Source organism: Streptomyces sp. NPDC015661, from assembly GCF_043077765.1.
In the GTDB taxonomy this organism is placed as follows: domain Bacteria; phylum Actinomycetota; class Actinomycetes; order Streptomycetales; family Streptomycetaceae; genus Streptomyces.
Genome location: NZ_JBIBST010000024.1, coordinates 19,678 through 34,228, shown reverse-complemented (window position 1 = coordinate 34,228; position 14,551 = coordinate 19,678). Strand labels below are relative to the sequence as shown.

Genomic DNA, 14,551 nt, shown 5'->3' with positions numbered 1-14,551 from the left:
GTCAGTGCTCCTTGACCAGGCCGGCGTACGCGCCCCGCGCCGCGACGAGCTGTTCGTGGCGGCCGCGTTCCACGACCGTTCCCCGGTCGAGCACGACGATCTCGTCGCTGTCGCGCACGGTGCTCAGCCGGTGGGCGATGACCACGCAGGCGCAGCCGCGCCGCCGCAGGTTGTCGATGACGATCTGTTCGGTGGCCGCGTCGAGGGCGCTGGTCACCTCGTCCAGGATCAGGACGCCGGGGCGGCGCACCAGCGCGCGGGCGATCTCCAGGCGCTGGCGCTGGCCGCCGGAGAAGTTGCGGCCGTCCTGCTCGACGCGGCTGCGGATGCCGCCGGGGCGGCGGGCGACCTCGTCGTACACGGCGGCGTCCTGGAGGGCGCTGACGACGGCCTCGTCCGTGACGGAGGGGTCCCAGAGCGCCACGTTGTCGCGGACGGTGCCCTCGAAGAGGAAGACGTCCTGGTCGACGAAGGACACGGAGGCGGCGAGGGCGCTGCGCGGGATGTCCTCCAGGCGCATGCCGTCGATGCGGATCGCGCCCTCCCAGGGGGTGTAGAGGCCGGACATCAGCCGCGAGACGGTGGACTTGCCGCTGCCGGAGCCGCCGACCAGGGCGACCTGCTGCCCGGGGCCGACGGTGAGCGAGAAGTCCTTGAGCAGCGGGGCGTCGAGGGGGCTGTAGCCGAAGGTGACGCCGTCCAGCTCGACGTGGCCCGTGAGCCGGCGGGTGGGGGCGTGCGGGGCGCGCCGGGTGTGGACCGGGTCGACGGGGAAGTCCTCGACGTCCCTGAGTCGGGCGACGTCGGCCGCGAAGTCCTGGATGCGGCCCGCCACTCCGTTGAGCCGCGTGATCGGAGCGGTGAAACCGGTCACGAGGGCCTGGAAGGCGACGAGAAGCCCGACGGTGAGGTGCCCCTCCACGGCCCGCAGACCGCCGATCGTGAGGATCAGCGCGCTGTTGAGCGCGGCGAGCGTGGGCGCCACGACCGCCAGCCAGGCGCTCGGCACCCCGAGCCGCTGCTGCACGTCGAGCGTGGTGGCGTGCTGCCCGGCCCAGCGGCGGAAGAAGCCGTCCTCGCCGCCGGTGGCCTTCATCGTCTCGATGAGCTGCAGTCCGCTGTACGCGGTGTTGATCAGCCGTGCGCCCTCGGCGCGCAGCTTCTGCGTGCCGGTGGCCCGCACGTGGACGACGACGCGCAGGGCGACGACGTTCAGCAGGGCGATCAGCACGCCGACGACGGTGAGCTGCGGGTCGTAGGTCCAGAGCAGGACTGCGTAGAGCAGGACGACGACGGCGTCGACCGCCGCCGCGGCCAGGTCGCGGGCGAGTGTCTCGGCGACGGCGTCGTTGGACTGGAGGCGTTGGACGAGATCGGCCGGGTTGCGCTGGGCGTAGAACGCGAGCGGCAGCCGGAGCAGATGCCGCAGGAAGCGGGCGCTGCCCAGCGTGGAGGCGATGACGCGCCCCCGCAGCAGATTGGCCTGCTGGAGGCCGGTGAGCGTCGCGGTGAGCACGAGGGCGGTCGCCATCGCGGCGAAGACCACGCCGAGCAGGGACGTCTGGTTCCCGATGAGGAACATGTCGATGTACGTACGGCTCAGGGCCGGCACCCACGCGCCGACGGCCACCAGAAGGAGGCTGGCGACGACCGCGGCGGCCATGGTGCCGGAGGTGCCGCGCAGCCGGCCGGGCAGGGCGGCGAGGACACCCGGCCTGCTCCCGCCGCGACGGAAGCCGGGGCCCGGTTCGAAGGTGAGCACGATGCCGGTGAAGCTGGTGTCGAACTGGTCCATGGGGACGAACCGGCGCCCGCTGCCAGGGTCGTTGACGTACACGCCGGGCCGGCCGAGACGGCGGCCGGTGCCCTCGTACACGACGTAGTGGTTGAACTCCCAGAACAGGACGGCCGGGGCGCGCACCTCGGCGAGCGCGGCCACATCCATCTGCATCCCCTTGGCCTGCAGTCCGTAACCACGGGCCGCCTTGAGGAGGTTCCCGGCCCGCGACCCGTCGCGGGAGACGCCGCAGGCGATGCGGAGCTCTTCCAGCGGGACGAAGCGGCCGTGGTGCCCGAGCACCATCGCGAGGGCGGCGGCGCCGCACTCGACCGCCTCCATCTGGAGCACGGTGGGAGTGCGGACGGTCCGGGGCCTGCGGCCCCTGGCGGAGGGGGTACGGCGCCGGGGACGGCCGGCGGGAGTACGGGGTTCGGGCACGGCGGCGGGCGGAAGCCTGCGAGCCGTCGTCCGAGCCCGGCCGCGAGACCCGGCCCCTTTCGGGGTGGCTCCGCGAGCCGGGCTCACGGCAGCAGCCAGTCGACGGGCCGCTGCGCGGCGAGGTGGACGGCGCCGGTCACCGGAGTGCCGGACGCGGGGGCGTGCCGGGGCCCGTCCGTGGAGGACCAGGCGAATCCGGAGGCGGTGGCGGGGGAGCGGTCCAGGGCCACCAGCACCGCGACCGGATCGCCCTGGCGGGAGAACCGCGCGGCGAGACCGGCGTCGCCGAGGAAGGCGACCAGCCGCGCCTGCGTCTGGGGGGTACTGCCGACGGCGGTGACCCGGCCCCGGAGCACGCCGAACCGCTCGCGCGGGGCGGACTGGACGCCGAGGTCGACCGGGGAGCCGACGCGGATCGTGGCGGCGGTGTCGCCCGGCAGGTACAGGACGGCGACCAGAGGGGCGTCCGGGTCCGTCACGCGCTCGACGGTCGCCACGTCGGCGCCCGCGGTGACGACCGAACCGAGCCTGGCGTGCAGCGTGGTGACGCGACCGCCCGCGACGGCGCGCACGGGCCGGTCGCCCCGGTCCGTACGGACGGTCAGCAGGGGCGCGCCGGGCGCGACGGGCCGGCCCTCTTCGACGAGGACCTCCGTGACCTGGCCGGCGACGGGGCTCTGGAGCAGATACGTGCCCTCGGCGTGGGTGAGGAGACCCGGGGCGTTCACCTTGGAGGTCACCGTCCCGGTGAGGGCCCAGACGCACGCGGCCGCCATGACGACGACGGTGACGGCGAGGACGAGACGGCCCTGCGGGCGCGCGAAACGCACGGGCACGTCGAGTTCTTCGGGGGATTGCAGCTTGGAAAGCGCATTGCGGCGGAACTGCACGGACTATTCCTTCGGCTGCATTCTCTCGCAATTCCCGCGGTCGGATATTCCGCGGCCGGGCTCGGGGGCGACCGTGAACCCCGGAACCGGCGTGGTTCCGGGGTTCACGGGCGTTATGGGGCTCAGATACCGGCGATGCCGGTGATGCCCGCGGTGTCCACCGAGACACCGGTGATGCCGGCGGCCAGGCCGGGAACGCCGGAGACGAGGCCCTCGACGCCCTGGACCGTCTGCAGGGAGCCGACGGTGCCGAGCACGTTGGTGACGTCGTTGGTCAGGGCGCCGGCGAGGCCGCCGGAGACGGTGACGAGACCGCCGGAGACGGCGTCGAGGTCGGCGTCGGAGATCTCAGCGGTCTCAAGGTCGTGACGCATGATGCGCACCCTTCGTTCATGGGGGGGGGAATCCGTCTTCTGCGGCCGCAGCGGGATTGATCCAATCACGTGAACGACTGACCGGAGAAATTCGGTTGACGCTTCGGCGGGCGTTCTTCTGCACCTCGGGAAGCGGCCGTGCATTCAATTTCACCGAATGCCGACACCTTCTCCTCGAATCCGAGTAACAGATTCGGCCGATCCGCCTCACGCAGGGAACCCAACCGGACAGAAGGGTGCCGTCCGGGCGGACCCGGACCCCGTGGTGTCGGGGAAGGGTGAAGGCCCCGCCCCTCCACACGCACACGCTGTGCAGGTTTCCGGCAGGCGCGCGGGACGCCCGACGGCCCGTCAGGCCTCGGGCGCCATGTCGTACGTGACCCACATCGTGCGCGTCGCCACCTGGTCGTACTTGGAGCGGGCGCGGTGGTTGTCGTCGGCCGTGATCCAGCGGACGACGCTCCAGCCGCGCTCGGCCCCGATCTCGCGCAGAGCACCGAGCAGCAGGTCCGCCGCACCGGAGCCGCGGCTCGCCGGGTCCACGAAGAGGTCGTCGAGCCAGCCACCGACGGTGGCGGACAGCGGGCGTGCGAAGGGCCGGAAGTGGGCGAGCCCCAGAAGCCGGCCGTCGGCGGCCTCGGCCACCAGGCCTTCCACCTCGTGACCCGGGTCGTGGATCCAGGACCAGACGAGCCGCGCGGCCTCCTCGGTCTGCTCGACCCGGTAGAAGTCGGCGTACCCCCGGTAGAGGGCACGCCACTGGTCGAAGTCGCCCTCCCGGACCGGGCGGACCACGACGGCGGCGGTGTCGGACATTGCTTCACGCTCCTCACGCACCGCTCCCTGCGGTGCGGAGCAAGTGGATCACGCCGTGGTTCCGCCGCTGAACCCCGGTTCAGTAGTCGGCGATTTCCCTCGGATCGCTCGCCCGGGCGTGCGATAGGTTGCCCGCCATGACTGAACTCGGATCTGACGCCTGGCCGCCTGCCCCGATACGGACCGAAAGGCTCGTGCTCCGCGAGTCCGAGGCACGGGACCGCGAGGGGTTCGTCGAACTGTTCGCCTCGCCGGAGGTGGGCACCTACATCGGTGGCGCGCGCCCGCGCGAAGAGCTCGACCGCGCGATGCCCGAGGTGCCCGGCCGGCGCCCTGGCGTCTTCGTGATCGAGCTCGACGGAGCGATGGTCGGCATGATCACGCTCGATCCGCGCGACGCGGAGCGTCCGGGGCACGTCCGCCAGGAAGGCGGCGAACGCGAACTCGGCTACATGCTCCTGCCGCAGGCCTGGGGACAGGGCTACGCCGTCGAGGCGTGCGCGGCGGCCCTCGACTGGCTCGCCGCCGCGCTCCCCGGCGAGCCGGTGGTGCTCTCCACCCAGACCGCCAACGACCGCGCGATGCGCCTGGCGGCGAAGCTCGGCTTCACCGAGGTGGAACGGTTCGAGGAGTACGGCACGGAACAGTGGTTCGGCGTCCGGTCCTGAACCGCGCGGTCCGGCTGAACGCCTAACGCCCTTGTGAGGACCTCTAAGAAGCCGTTGCTTTTCCGGATCTGATGTGCATGTTTCCGCAGGTCAGGTGTGATGTGCGCGTTGTCGAGGCAGGCTGGGGCCGTCTGATTCGTCGTGGATGACGTGAGGTGGCGGATGCCGTCGATGCGGGCTGTGATGGAGAGCCGTGAGAGGGCCGCGCTGGCGCGAGTGGAGGAATTGCGTGCCGAATTCGAGCGGGCGGCTCTCGCCGACGCGGAAGAGGTGCTGAACCGCCGGGTGATCGGCCTGGAGGAGTATCTCGAGACGCTGACCCAACTGGGAGGTCCCGAGCCCGCCGAGGCTGCAGGGCCGTCCGAGCCTGAGCCTGTTCGTGAGCCGGTGGTGGACGACGCGGCGGCCCCGTCGACGGCCAGGGCTCGGCGGGTGGTGGCCCGCAGGAAGGACGGGGTCGAGGTCGACATTCTCGGCCCGGACTACCGACGGATCATGGCCGTGTTCGAAAAGGCGGGCGGTGACGGATTGTCGGCGCGGCAAGCATTCCCGCAGCGCGGGCAGCATTCCGCAGGCGGCGTTGCGGTCCGTCACCGACGCGGGGGTGACCAGCACCGCCAGGACGAGGCCGAGGCAGTCCACGACCAGGTGCCGCTTGCGTCCGTTGACCAACTTGCCGCCGTCGAAGCCGCGGGAGGCCGCGCCGACCACGGCGTCCCCTTTCACCGACTGCGAGTCCACGATCCCCGCGGTCGGCTCCGCGTCCCGGCCCTCCGCCTCGCGGACGCGTTCCCTCAGCCGGTCGTGGAACTCCTTGATCAGAGCGTTGTCGCGCCAGCGTCGGAAGAACGCGTAGACCCGGTCCCAGGGCGGGAGGTCCGCCGGCATCGCCCGCCACTTGATCCCGTTGTCGACCAGATACCGCACCGCGTCGACCATCTGCCGGTGGCAGTAGCTCTCCGGCCTGCCTCCCCGGCCGTCCATCCATGCCGGGACGGGCAGTATCGTCCGCGCCACGGCCCACTCCGCGTCCGTCATGTCCGTCGTGTAGCGAGGCCGGCGGCCCGGTTTGTCGGCCGCGTTCCCGAACCTGTGAGCAAGACAGTCACACCCCGGGGTGAACAGGCGGGACGCCACCGGAACGACCACGTACAACTGCGGCAACAGGGCCTCCTGGCGCTCGGGCTTCGACAACGACGAGCTGTTCAGGAGGCCCTTCCTTCCTGCTCTGCCAACCGTGAACTCACCAGATCAGGACCCCCGTTCGAACCTGCGGGCTGTGCGCCTATCAGTCAGAAGGGAGGTTCGAGATCGCCGCGGCCATCGCTATGCGGCCCGCAGTCCCAGGGCTCCTCCAGGAAAGGTTCAATGTCGGTGACGTCGTGGCCCCATGCTTCGAGGGCCTTCCAGGCAACGCGCCGGTTAGGGTCGTCGCTGCTGGTGTCTAGGATGCGGCGCGCGTGCACGGCGAGGTGATCGCGGTGCTGGGCGAGCGCGGGGTGTTCGGCGAGGATGAGCGCGGCGAGGCCGGCGGCTTCGCGCACGTCCTGGTGACTGTCCTGCAGGAAGGGCGCGACGGCTCGATAAAGTATCGGGCGCAGGTCCCGGAAGGCCGCCAGCGTGGTGTCGTGGGTGAGGAAGCCTGGGAAGTACTGCTCGGTGCGGTCGACAATCTCGTCAGAGGCGTCGTAGGCCGTGGAAACCAACCAGTTCAACAATGTCGCGCGGATGGGGACGTTGCGATACGGCCGGAGGGTCATGGCCGCTGGGTGGGTGAGAATGCCGGCGACATACACGGCGACGGGGGCTGTGGCTTCGTAGATGCTGTTCTGGTGGCCGACCAGCTCACTCAGTTCCGACAAAGCGGTGACCTGCACCTTGGGATCAGGCTCCAGCAACCGTGCCAGGACTTTGGGAAGGCACTCACCGTTCCCGAAAGCTGTCTGGAGCGAACCCCAATCAGTCTCCGCCAGGACTACCTGATACGGCGGCAAGTCCGGCTCGCGGGGCGCCCCGGCCTTGGAGCTGCTGTGGTTCACAGGCCAAACCTAGACCAGACTTCTGACACGATTCCCGTGCGGGCCGGTTAGAAGCCGCTGTCCTTCCGAGAGTGACGGGTGCGTTTACGCTGGTCAGGGATAGGGTCGGTGTTTCGGCGGCAGACACGAGGTGTTGTGTCGTCTCTGCGGTGGAGGTGCCGGGATGCCGTCGGTAGGGCCTCCTGGTGTGCTCAAGGTCTCGACAACCCCGAGCTGCACCAGAGGCCCTGTCTTCATGCGCAGACAGACCGAAGATCGCCCGACCGAGCCGCCGCATTCGAACCCATGCTCACCAAGATCGGTACGACAACGGCTTCTAAGACGTCGTTTCTTATGGTGTGGTCGTTCGTTGGATGCATGACGGATCTGGTCGAGCGGCTTGTGCCGGACGAGTTGTCGGTGTTGTGCCGGCGAGTGGTACCGCCGACTGAGGTGAAGCGTCCGCAGGGCGGGGCCGGCGCCGGGCCGGCGACCGCGAGGCTCTCGCCGTGATCATCTTCGTGGCCACTACGGGCTGCACTTGGCGCCAACTCCCACCTGTGTCCGGCCCGGCCTGGCCCACTGTCTATCGGCGGTTCGCCCAGTGGAGCCGGGAGCGGGTCTGGGCCCGGCTTTACCGCGTCATCCTCGACGAGCTCGGTGCCCGCGGAGAGTTGGACTGGTCGCGGTGCGCGGTCGACTCGGTCAGCATCCGGGCCGCAAAAGGGGGCCACTGACCGGACCGAATCCGACCGATCTCGACAAGCTTGGATCGAAGATTCACCTGATCACCGATCGGAATGGCCTCCCACTGTCGCTGGGCATCTCCGGGGCGAACATGCATGACAGCCATGGCCTGGAGCCGCTCGTACGAGGCATCCCACCCGTTCGGTCCCACCGCGGCCCCCGGCGCGGACGGCCGGCGAACCTTCATGCCGACAAGGGCTACGACTACGACCACCTGCGGCGATGGCTCCGCGAGCGTGGCATCCGCCACCGCATCGTCCGGAGAGGCATCGAGTCCTCGCAAAGGCTCGGTCGCCACCGGTGGGTCGTCGAGAGATCCGTGTCCTGGCTTGCGGGCTGCCGACGTCTCCACCGCCAGCACTCATGGGCTACCGTCGGCTGACCCCCGCCGGCGGGGCCTGAGTCGGAAAAGCCCCGTCGCTCGCCTCGCAACCCGGTAACAGATGCCGCGTTCCAAACCAGGTGCCATCTGGTCCGTGTCGGGATCATGATTGAGGCGAAAGCAGGAGCTGGGAGACGCCCAGGTCACCTGCCTCAGGGGAGGGACTCAGTGAGTGATCGGCCACGGGGATTCGTCTGGTTGTCGGTTGCCGCCGGGGTGTGCGTCATCGCAGCACTGGCCAGTTTTCTCATAGACCTGACGGCGGACCATAGCAGCCCTTCGCTCACCGTCAGTGACGTGGAGGGGGTCTGGTCGGCCTCGGACGGTGGACGTCTGACGGTCAGGGCAGACGGGTCTGCAGAGCTGGAGAAGGTGCCGGATCCGGGGCCGGGCTGCGGGGAGACTGACACCGCGGTTCACACCGGTCCGGCGAACTGGGTGTTCGACACCTTCCCCGACGAGTCACCGGGGATCAGACTCGATTACCCCGGTGCCGTCACCGGCCAGACGTGCAGCGTGTATCTCTCCATCTCGATCTCTGATGGGTACGGCACCACAGGGTTTCTCCCTCACGACGCCGCCGACCTGCGGTACGTGCGCGGCCCCGCACATCCGGCCTGACCGCAGTAACGGCCCCCACGCCATAAGAAGCGACCTCCAAGGCGCGTAGGTCCCCCTGGTGAGGGCTGGGATGTGGAACAGCAAGCGGTTGAGGGTGTTGGTCAGTTGGAAGGAGGCTTCGTTGCATGAACCTCCCGGGCCGCCACGATCCACAGGCCAGGGACTGCCCGCCCCAGCTGGCTTGGCCCCGACCGCAACAAGTGGGCCAGTAGGGCCATTGAGCAGGCCCTGCATGCGTGACTCCATCTCGTCCACAGGCGGTTCCTGCAGCGGTGGAAGGTGCTCAGAGCGCGGCCTGAACTGTCCCTGGCGCAGGTCAGGAGCCGATAGCGTCCCTCCGAGTCACAGGTGATCCAAACGGAGGGACGCATGGCCGAGGCCATCAGCGAGCAGGCAGACCAAACTGGCGACGAAACAGGCCCCGTGTCCGGATCGGATGACAGAGCCACTCCTCAAGGAGACGCAACAGCCGTCGGCGCCGAACGCATCGTCGGGCAGCGCTCTGCGCCAGAGTGTGACGTGGAAGGGGACGAAGATCCCTCGCCCTCCACCTCTGAAGAGGAGGACGCGGCCACAACGCCCGTCGCGGAGCAAGTCACCCAGGAGAAACAGCACAAAGGGCAGCTCATCGTTCAATGGGCCCAGACGCTGATGGCGGGAGTTGCGGCACTCGCGGCAATCGGCGCGCTCATCTACACCGCGCAAACCACGCGCGCCACCGTGGAGACTGTCGAGCTCACCGCGAAGGGCCAGATCACCGAGCGTTACACGGCGGCTGTGGACCAACTCGGCGACGACGAGCTCGCAGTACGACTCGGAGGTATCTACGCCCTGGAGCGGATCGCCCAAGAGTCGCCTGCAGACCAGAGCATGATCATGGAGGTGATCGCTGGGTTCCTGCGCGAACACTCACCCGCGCAGAGGCGCACAACCAAGCCGCCCAGGCTTCCCGTCGCTCAATCGCGCAGCGATGTGCCCTTCGTCAAGGACCCTGTCAAGGCAGACGTCCAAGCGGCCGCCACAGTCCTGGGGCGGAGGGACACACGTCATGACCAACCCCGCTTCAGGCTCGACCTCACCAACGTGAACTTGCGCGGGGCGAATCTGGAGAAGGCGAACTTCGCCAACGCCCAGATCTACGGGGCAGACTTCACCGGGGCGAGGCTGAGCGAAGCAAGCTTCCGCAGATCAGTCCTGCAGCCCGGCGAAGTCGAGCTTCTCGAAGATCATGGACCCCAAGGAACCGTAAATTTCAGCGGAGCAGTACTGGAACATGCCGACTTCCGCGATGCACTGCTCGAGGGAGCCGTCTTTACCGGCGCATGGATGACCGACGTTCAGATGCAGAAGGCCTATGTCAATCGCTCGGACTTCCGCGGCGCCAACATCGCTTCAGGCAAGTTCGAGCGTGCCGACCTGACCGGCTCCGATGTGACAGACGGACGCCTCAACGGCGCCGACTTCACGCTCGCGGACCTGGCCGGAGCCACAGTGGCTGGGGCCGAGACCGGTGAGCTGAACTTCCGTTCAGCATTCACCGGGCCCAAGGAGCACGAAGAGGGCGAGTACGACCGCCGAGGCATGGACGCCTACGAACTTCTCCGCCCCTAGTCCGCCGGCAACCGCACGGCGAGGTCCGCGGCAAGCCGGCCGGCGGCCGCACTTCGCGACGTGAAGAGATGGCGAGGGAGGCGCAAGGCACCGAGCGCCATGTCGAGGCCATCAAGCTCCTGGCCTGGAGGCAGCCGCCGTGGTGATCGAGCGGCTCCAGGGGTGCCGCGCCGCTCGAGGTGGAGTAGTTGCTCGGCCGATGGTTTGCACGGCGAGGTTCGCCGCTACCGGGTCAGCCGTCCATCCCGACTCGAGTGGCATCGGCCCGACACCCGCGAGACGATGAGAGCCGAGGGTTGCAACGCACTCGCCCGGGGGATTCAGAGCACTCACCGACGTGGAACGTTGCCATGACCACAAAGCCCACCTGCGGGCCGCAAAGCGACCCCGAGTTCTTCGATGCACTCAACAAGCTCTTCGAGCAGTACCCCGAAGCAGCCGACAAGTACGCAATCAAGTGCATGACCATGGAACTCGACATCCTGAAGATCGACTTCAGGAAGCAAGAAGGAGTCGCCCACATCGAAGGCGGCCGCATCGTCACCGAGTTCGTCGACCGCGACCCCACACGTAGTCACGACTGCTGCGGATGGCACCACGGCGAATGCATCCTGAAGTGCGACCCCCCATGGCTATGAGAACCGCCTCATCAGCAGCCAGCCGCCGGGCCGGCTCCGATGCGAGCTGGCCCGGCTTGGTCGAATGGACCGGAGCGCCGGCCTGCGTCGCCGACAGCAGCATCGCCTCGTGACCGGCCTCCTGCGGCGAACCGTGTGAGACTCGCAGCATGGAGGACATGGGGCGGGAGTCGCGGTGGGAGAAGGACGCGATGACGGTGGAGATCGGCTTCGCCCTGGTGACGGGCGCTGCCCTGGCCGCCCTCGTGTTCGGCGTGCTCCTGGTGCCGGCCGTGCTCGTCGGCGTCTCCTCACCGGCGGGGAAGGCTCTGCTGCGGGTGGGCACGGTGCTGGCCGCACTTGCCGCGGTGTGGCGCGTGGTGAGGGTGCTGGTCCGGTTCGACGCGGCTCGCCGTCAGGGGCGTTGACCCATCACGAGGGTGCGTCCCCTTGAGCAGTACGTCCGACCACGGGCCGCCCGCACCGCCTCCCGTCGGACGGGAGGCGGCTGGAGGCGGACCGGCGCCGTCGGTGACGACTACCTCGCGAAGCCGTAGTCCAGCAGCTTCTTCACGTCGGCCGCCCGGTTCGCCTCGGACGGCGAGGCGAGCACCGTGCCGATGACCGTCTTGTTGCCGCGGGTGGCCGCGAAGACGAGGCAGTACTTGGCCTGCGGACCCGAACCGGTCTTCACGCCGATCGCGCCGCTGTACGTGCTCAGGAGCTTGTTCGTGTTGGTCCACGACATGTACCGGTAACCACCGCTCTTCGTGGTCACCTTCTGCGTCGTGGACTTCGTCTTGACGACGCTGCGGAACGTGGAGTTCTTCATCGCGCTGCTGGCGATCTTCGTCAGATCGCGCGGAGTCGAGTAGTTCTGCCCGCTCCCTATCCCGTCGAACGAGTCGAAGTGGGTGTTCCGCAGACCGAGCCTCCGCGCCTCGTCGTTCATCTTCCCGATGAACGACTTGACGCGGGCGTCGCGCGTGGAGCCCGTGCCGAACTTGTCGGCCAGCGCGTAGGCGGCGTCACATCCGGACGGCAGCATGAGGCCGTAGAGAAGCTGCCGGACGGTCACCTTGTCCCCGACGATGAGCCGGGCCGACGAGGCGTTCTTGGCGACGATGTAGTCGCTGTAGGCCTTCTGGATCGTGACCTTGGCGTCGAGGTTGAGGTTCGGCTGGGACAGCACCACCTTCGCCGTCATGATCTTCGTGGTGGAGCCGGTCGACCGGCGGGTGTCCGCGGCCTTCCCGTACAGCGTCGTACCCGTTCCGTTGTTCATGACGAAGCCGCCCGGGGCGGTGATCGACGGGGCGGACGGCGCGGCCTGCGCCTGGCCGGCGAAGAGGCCGCCGGCGAGGACGGCCGAGGCCGTCAGCGAGACGGTCACGGCGCTGCGCAGGCCGAGAGTGGGAGTCAGCAAAGTCTTCTGCCCTTGATAGGAATCGATGTCGTCCGGGTCCTGGGACGGTGCCGGACAAGGACCCGGCGCCTGCAAGACGATCGAAAGGGCTCCGGGGATGCGCGGCGGGACCGTGATCTTCGGCCGATTCCCGTGATGCGCCGTCACCGCCGGCGCGCTCCCCTCCGCCATGGGCCGAGACGCCGGTCGAACCGGGCCGGTGTGACGAGACCCCGTCGCGTCAGCGGCTCAGTCGCTCGATCTCGAGGGAGACCGCTTCCCTCACGAGTTCGCGTGCGTGGGTCAGGGGCAGCGCGCCGCTGAGCCAGCGCGTGCTGAGTCCCTCCAGGAGGCCGGTGAGCCGTTCGGCGGATGCCGTCAGGGCCGGTGCGGGAGCCGAGGGCCGGATGCCGCTCAGGAGGTCGGCGACATCGTGGATCCAGGCCAGCGTGGCTCTGGCCAGATCTCCGCGCAGTCCGGGCTCGAAGACCGCGCTGGCGCGCAGTTCGCCCCATGCCGTGCTGTTCTCGCGGACTTCGGAAACGTCCTGGAACTCCAGGAGGAGGGTCTGTGTCAGCTCCTCCCGGGCGTCGAGCGGTCCGGCGCGGCCGTCCCCGTCGGAGGTGTAGCGATCGGCCCGGTCGCTGATGAACTCGAGGGTGTGGCGGAGAACGCCGGCACGGTCCTTGAAGTGGTAGTAGATCAGCGCGGTCGAGACCCCGGCTTCCGTCGCGAGCTCCTCCATGCGCAGTCCGCGGACCCCTCGCCGTGCGATGACGCGCGCGGCACCTTCCAGGATGGCCCTTCGGCGGTCCCTCGCCACGTGTTCCCCCTCGTGCATGGTCTGACTGATTGGTCTGAGTGGTCTGAACCATCAGTGTCACATATTGACTGAATCTTTAGTCACCATCTCAGGATTATTGACTGAATTTTCAGTCTGCGACACCATGCGGGGGAACATCCGCCCCCTCCCTCCAGGTAGGAGTTCCATGGACATCCCCACGACGTCCCGACGCCGACTGCTCCGGCTCGGCGCGGCCGCTCTGCCCCTCGCGGCCCTCGGGTCGGCCCTGCCCACCGTCGCCCGTGCCGCCACCAGCCCCTCCGGCGCCACGCTGCGCATGCCCGCGGAGCACGACCGCCACGTACGGACCTTCATGGCCTGGCCCGCGCTGTCGTCGGTCTGGTCCATCCAGCTCGGCGCCGTCCGCAACGACATCGCGCGCGTGGCCGACGCGATCTCCCGCTACGAGCCCGTCGTGGTGCTCGCCCGACCCGGCCAGGCGGCCGACGCCCGGTACGCGTGCGGGGCCGGTGCCTACTACGGCATCGAGGTCGTCGAGATACCCAATGACGACCTGTGGATCCGGGACTTCGGCCCCACCTTCGTGGTCGCCCCCGGCGCCGTCGCGGGTGTGGACACGAACTTCAACGGCTGGGGCAAGACCGGCACGTCGTACGCGCAGCCGTATGCGAACGACGCCGCCGCGGCCGCGACCCTCCTCGGCGAGTACGGCGTCCCCCGCGTCCGGGCCGGGTTCGTCGGGGAAGGCGGTTCGCTGGAGACCGACGGCCGGGGCACCCTTCTCGCCACCGTCAGCTCGCTCGTCAACAGCAACCGCAACCCGGGCATGAGCCAGGACCAGATCGAACAGGCGATGAAGTCGGCGCTCGGCATCGACAAGGTGATCTGGGTGCCGGGACTCGCCGGCCAGGACATCACCGACTGCCACATCGACTGCCTGGCCCGCTTCGTCGCACCGGGACACGTCATCCTGGACCGGCCCGGCCCCCGCACCGACCCCAAGTGGGTCGCCGTCTACAACGAGACCAAGCAGATCCTGCTCGGCGCGACCGACGCACAGGGCCGCCGCCTGACCATCACCGAGCTCCCCGGGCCCGACCGCTATCAGATCCGCGGCAGGGGCACCGGCTTCCTGTCCAGCTACACCAACTACTACACGGCGAACGGCGCCGTCCTCGTCCCGCAGTTCGGCGACAGCTACGCCGACGGCGTGGCCTACGACATCCTCCAGGCCGCGTACCCCGGCCGGAACGTCGTCCAGTTGAACATCGACGCCATCGCGGGCGGCGGGGGCGGCATCCACTGCTCCACCCAGTCGCAGCCCGTTCCGCCGCCGCTGGTCTGACCCGGCGGCACTGTTCGACGCGCCGGCCGTCGCC

General features: G+C 69.1%; 14 protein-coding genes and 1 pseudogene. 7 read left to right on the top strand and 8 right to left on the bottom strand.

Annotated features, from left to right (window positions below; all coding sequences use genetic code 11):
• Position 1: 1 nt before the first annotated feature.
• From ACF07V_RS38155 to ACF07V_RS38140, 4 genes are all read right to left on the bottom strand, one after another.
• A complete protein-coding gene (locus ACF07V_RS38155) occupies positions 2 to 2,218 on the bottom strand; it encodes an NHLP family bacteriocin export ABC transporter peptidase/permease/ATPase subunit (protein WP_392160690.1) in 2,217 nt (738 codons plus the stop codon).
• 83 nt (positions 2,219 to 2,301) lie between these two features.
• Positions 2,302 to 3,108 carry an HlyD family efflux transporter periplasmic adaptor subunit gene (locus ACF07V_RS38150; protein ID WP_392160688.1) on the bottom strand — a complete coding sequence of 269 codons (807 nt, stop codon included), beginning with the start codon at positions 3,106 to 3,108 and terminating at the stop codon, positions 2,302 to 2,304.
• 122 nt (positions 3,109 to 3,230) lie between these two features.
• Positions 3,231 to 3,482, bottom strand: coding sequence for a hypothetical protein (locus ACF07V_RS38145; protein ID WP_392160686.1), 252 nt, complete (start codon positions 3,480 to 3,482; stop codon positions 3,231 to 3,233).
• Between the two features lie 351 nt (positions 3,483 to 3,833).
• Positions 3,834 to 4,298 carry a GNAT family N-acetyltransferase gene (locus ACF07V_RS38140; RefSeq protein ID WP_392160684.1) on the bottom strand — a complete coding sequence of 155 codons (465 nt, stop codon included), beginning with the start codon at positions 4,296 to 4,298 and terminating at the stop codon, positions 3,834 to 3,836.
• A gap of 137 nt (positions 4,299 to 4,435) precedes the next feature.
• Between ACF07V_RS38140 and ACF07V_RS38135 the strand changes: the two genes are divergently transcribed.
• Positions 4,436 to 4,966, top strand: a complete 531-nt coding sequence (locus ACF07V_RS38135; RefSeq protein ID WP_392160682.1) for a GNAT family N-acetyltransferase — start codon at positions 4,436 to 4,438, stop codon at positions 4,964 to 4,966.
• A 90-nt stretch (positions 4,967 to 5,056) separates the two neighbouring features.
• Here ACF07V_RS38135 and ACF07V_RS38130 read toward each other — a convergent pair whose 3' ends face one another.
• Both ACF07V_RS38130 and ACF07V_RS38125 read right to left on the bottom strand, forming a co-directional pair.
• Positions 5,057 to 6,004, bottom strand: coding sequence for an IS5 family transposase (locus ACF07V_RS38130; RefSeq protein WP_392160680.1), 948 nt, complete (start codon positions 6,002 to 6,004; stop codon positions 5,057 to 5,059).
• Positions 6,005 to 6,258: 254 nt separating this feature from the next.
• Positions 6,259 to 7,005, bottom strand: coding sequence for a hypothetical protein (locus ACF07V_RS38125; RefSeq protein ID WP_392160679.1), 747 nt, complete (start codon positions 7,003 to 7,005; stop codon positions 6,259 to 6,261).
• Positions 7,006 to 7,362: 357 nt separating this feature from the next.
• On the opposite strand from ACF07V_RS38125, the pseudogene ACF07V_RS38120 reads away from it, so the two are divergent.
• From ACF07V_RS38120 to ACF07V_RS38100, 5 genes and pseudogenes are all read left to right on the top strand, one after another.
• Positions 7,363 to 8,092: pseudogene (locus ACF07V_RS38120) on the top strand (IS5 family transposase); the annotation flags it as partial.
• Positions 8,093 to 8,311: 219 nt separating this feature from the next.
• On the top strand, positions 8,312 to 8,734 hold the full coding sequence (locus ACF07V_RS38115; RefSeq protein WP_392160678.1) for a hypothetical protein: 423 nt from the start codon (positions 8,312 to 8,314) through the stop codon (positions 8,732 to 8,734).
• 369 nt (positions 8,735 to 9,103) lie between these two features.
• Positions 9,104 to 10,345, top strand: a complete 1,242-nt coding sequence (locus ACF07V_RS38110; RefSeq protein ID WP_392160676.1) for a pentapeptide repeat-containing protein — start codon at positions 9,104 to 9,106, stop codon at positions 10,343 to 10,345.
• A 350-nt stretch (positions 10,346 to 10,695) separates the two neighbouring features.
• Positions 10,696 to 10,983, top strand: coding sequence for a hypothetical protein (locus tag ACF07V_RS38105; RefSeq protein WP_392160674.1), 288 nt, complete (start codon positions 10,696 to 10,698; stop codon positions 10,981 to 10,983).
• Between the two features lie 149 nt (positions 10,984 to 11,132).
• Positions 11,133 to 11,390, top strand: a complete 258-nt coding sequence (locus ACF07V_RS38100; RefSeq protein ID WP_392160672.1) for a DUF6332 family protein — start codon at positions 11,133 to 11,135, stop codon at positions 11,388 to 11,390.
• A gap of 110 nt (positions 11,391 to 11,500) precedes the next feature.
• Here the strand turns inward: ACF07V_RS38100 and ACF07V_RS38095 are convergent, their stop codons facing one another.
• Entirely contained in the window at positions 11,501 to 12,367 is an 867-nt protein-coding gene (locus ACF07V_RS38095) for a D-alanyl-D-alanine carboxypeptidase family protein (protein WP_392160730.1), read from the bottom strand.
• A 241-nt stretch (positions 12,368 to 12,608) separates the two neighbouring features.
• The gene (locus ACF07V_RS38090) at positions 12,609 to 13,208 is read right to left on the bottom strand and encodes a TetR/AcrR family transcriptional regulator (RefSeq protein WP_392160670.1); all 600 of its coding nucleotides are present in this window, start codon (positions 13,206 to 13,208) and stop codon (positions 12,609 to 12,611) included.
• Between the two features lie 148 nt (positions 13,209 to 13,356).
• Between ACF07V_RS38090 and ACF07V_RS38085 the strand changes: the two genes are divergently transcribed.
• Positions 13,357 to 14,517 (top strand): agmatine deiminase family protein, encoded by a 1,161-nt coding sequence (locus tag ACF07V_RS38085; protein ID WP_392160668.1) that lies wholly within the window; start codon positions 13,357 to 13,359, stop codon positions 14,515 to 14,517.
• The last annotated feature ends 34 nt before the right edge of the window (positions 14,518 to 14,551 follow it).

Excerpts from the sequence above, each read along its gene's own strand:
- ACF07V_RS38145 (WP_392160686.1), bottom strand. The coding sequence starts at position 3,482 with ATGCGTCACGACCTTGAGACCGCTGAGATCTCCGACGCCGACCTCGAC.
- ACF07V_RS38140 (WP_392160684.1), bottom strand. The coding sequence starts at position 4,298 with ATGTCCGACACCGCCGCCGTCGTGGTCCGCCCGGTCCGGGAGGGCGAC.
- ACF07V_RS38135 (WP_392160682.1), top strand. The coding sequence starts at position 4,436 with ATGACTGAACTCGGATCTGACGCCTGGCCGCCTGCCCCGATACGGACC.
- ACF07V_RS38130 (WP_392160680.1), bottom strand. The coding sequence starts at position 6,004 with ATGACGGACGCGGAGTGGGCCGTGGCGCGGACGATACTGCCCGTCCCG.
- ACF07V_RS38110 (WP_392160676.1), top strand. The coding sequence starts at position 9,104 with ATGGCCGAGGCCATCAGCGAGCAGGCAGACCAAACTGGCGACGAAACA.
- ACF07V_RS38105 (WP_392160674.1), top strand. The coding sequence starts at position 10,696 with ATGACCACAAAGCCCACCTGCGGGCCGCAAAGCGACCCCGAGTTCTTC.
- ACF07V_RS38100 (WP_392160672.1), top strand. The coding sequence starts at position 11,133 with ATGGAGGACATGGGGCGGGAGTCGCGGTGGGAGAAGGACGCGATGACG.
- ACF07V_RS38090 (WP_392160670.1), bottom strand. The coding sequence starts at position 13,208 with ATGCACGAGGGGGAACACGTGGCGAGGGACCGCCGAAGGGCCATCCTG.
- ACF07V_RS38085 (WP_392160668.1), top strand. The coding sequence starts at position 13,357 with ATGGACATCCCCACGACGTCCCGACGCCGACTGCTCCGGCTCGGCGCG.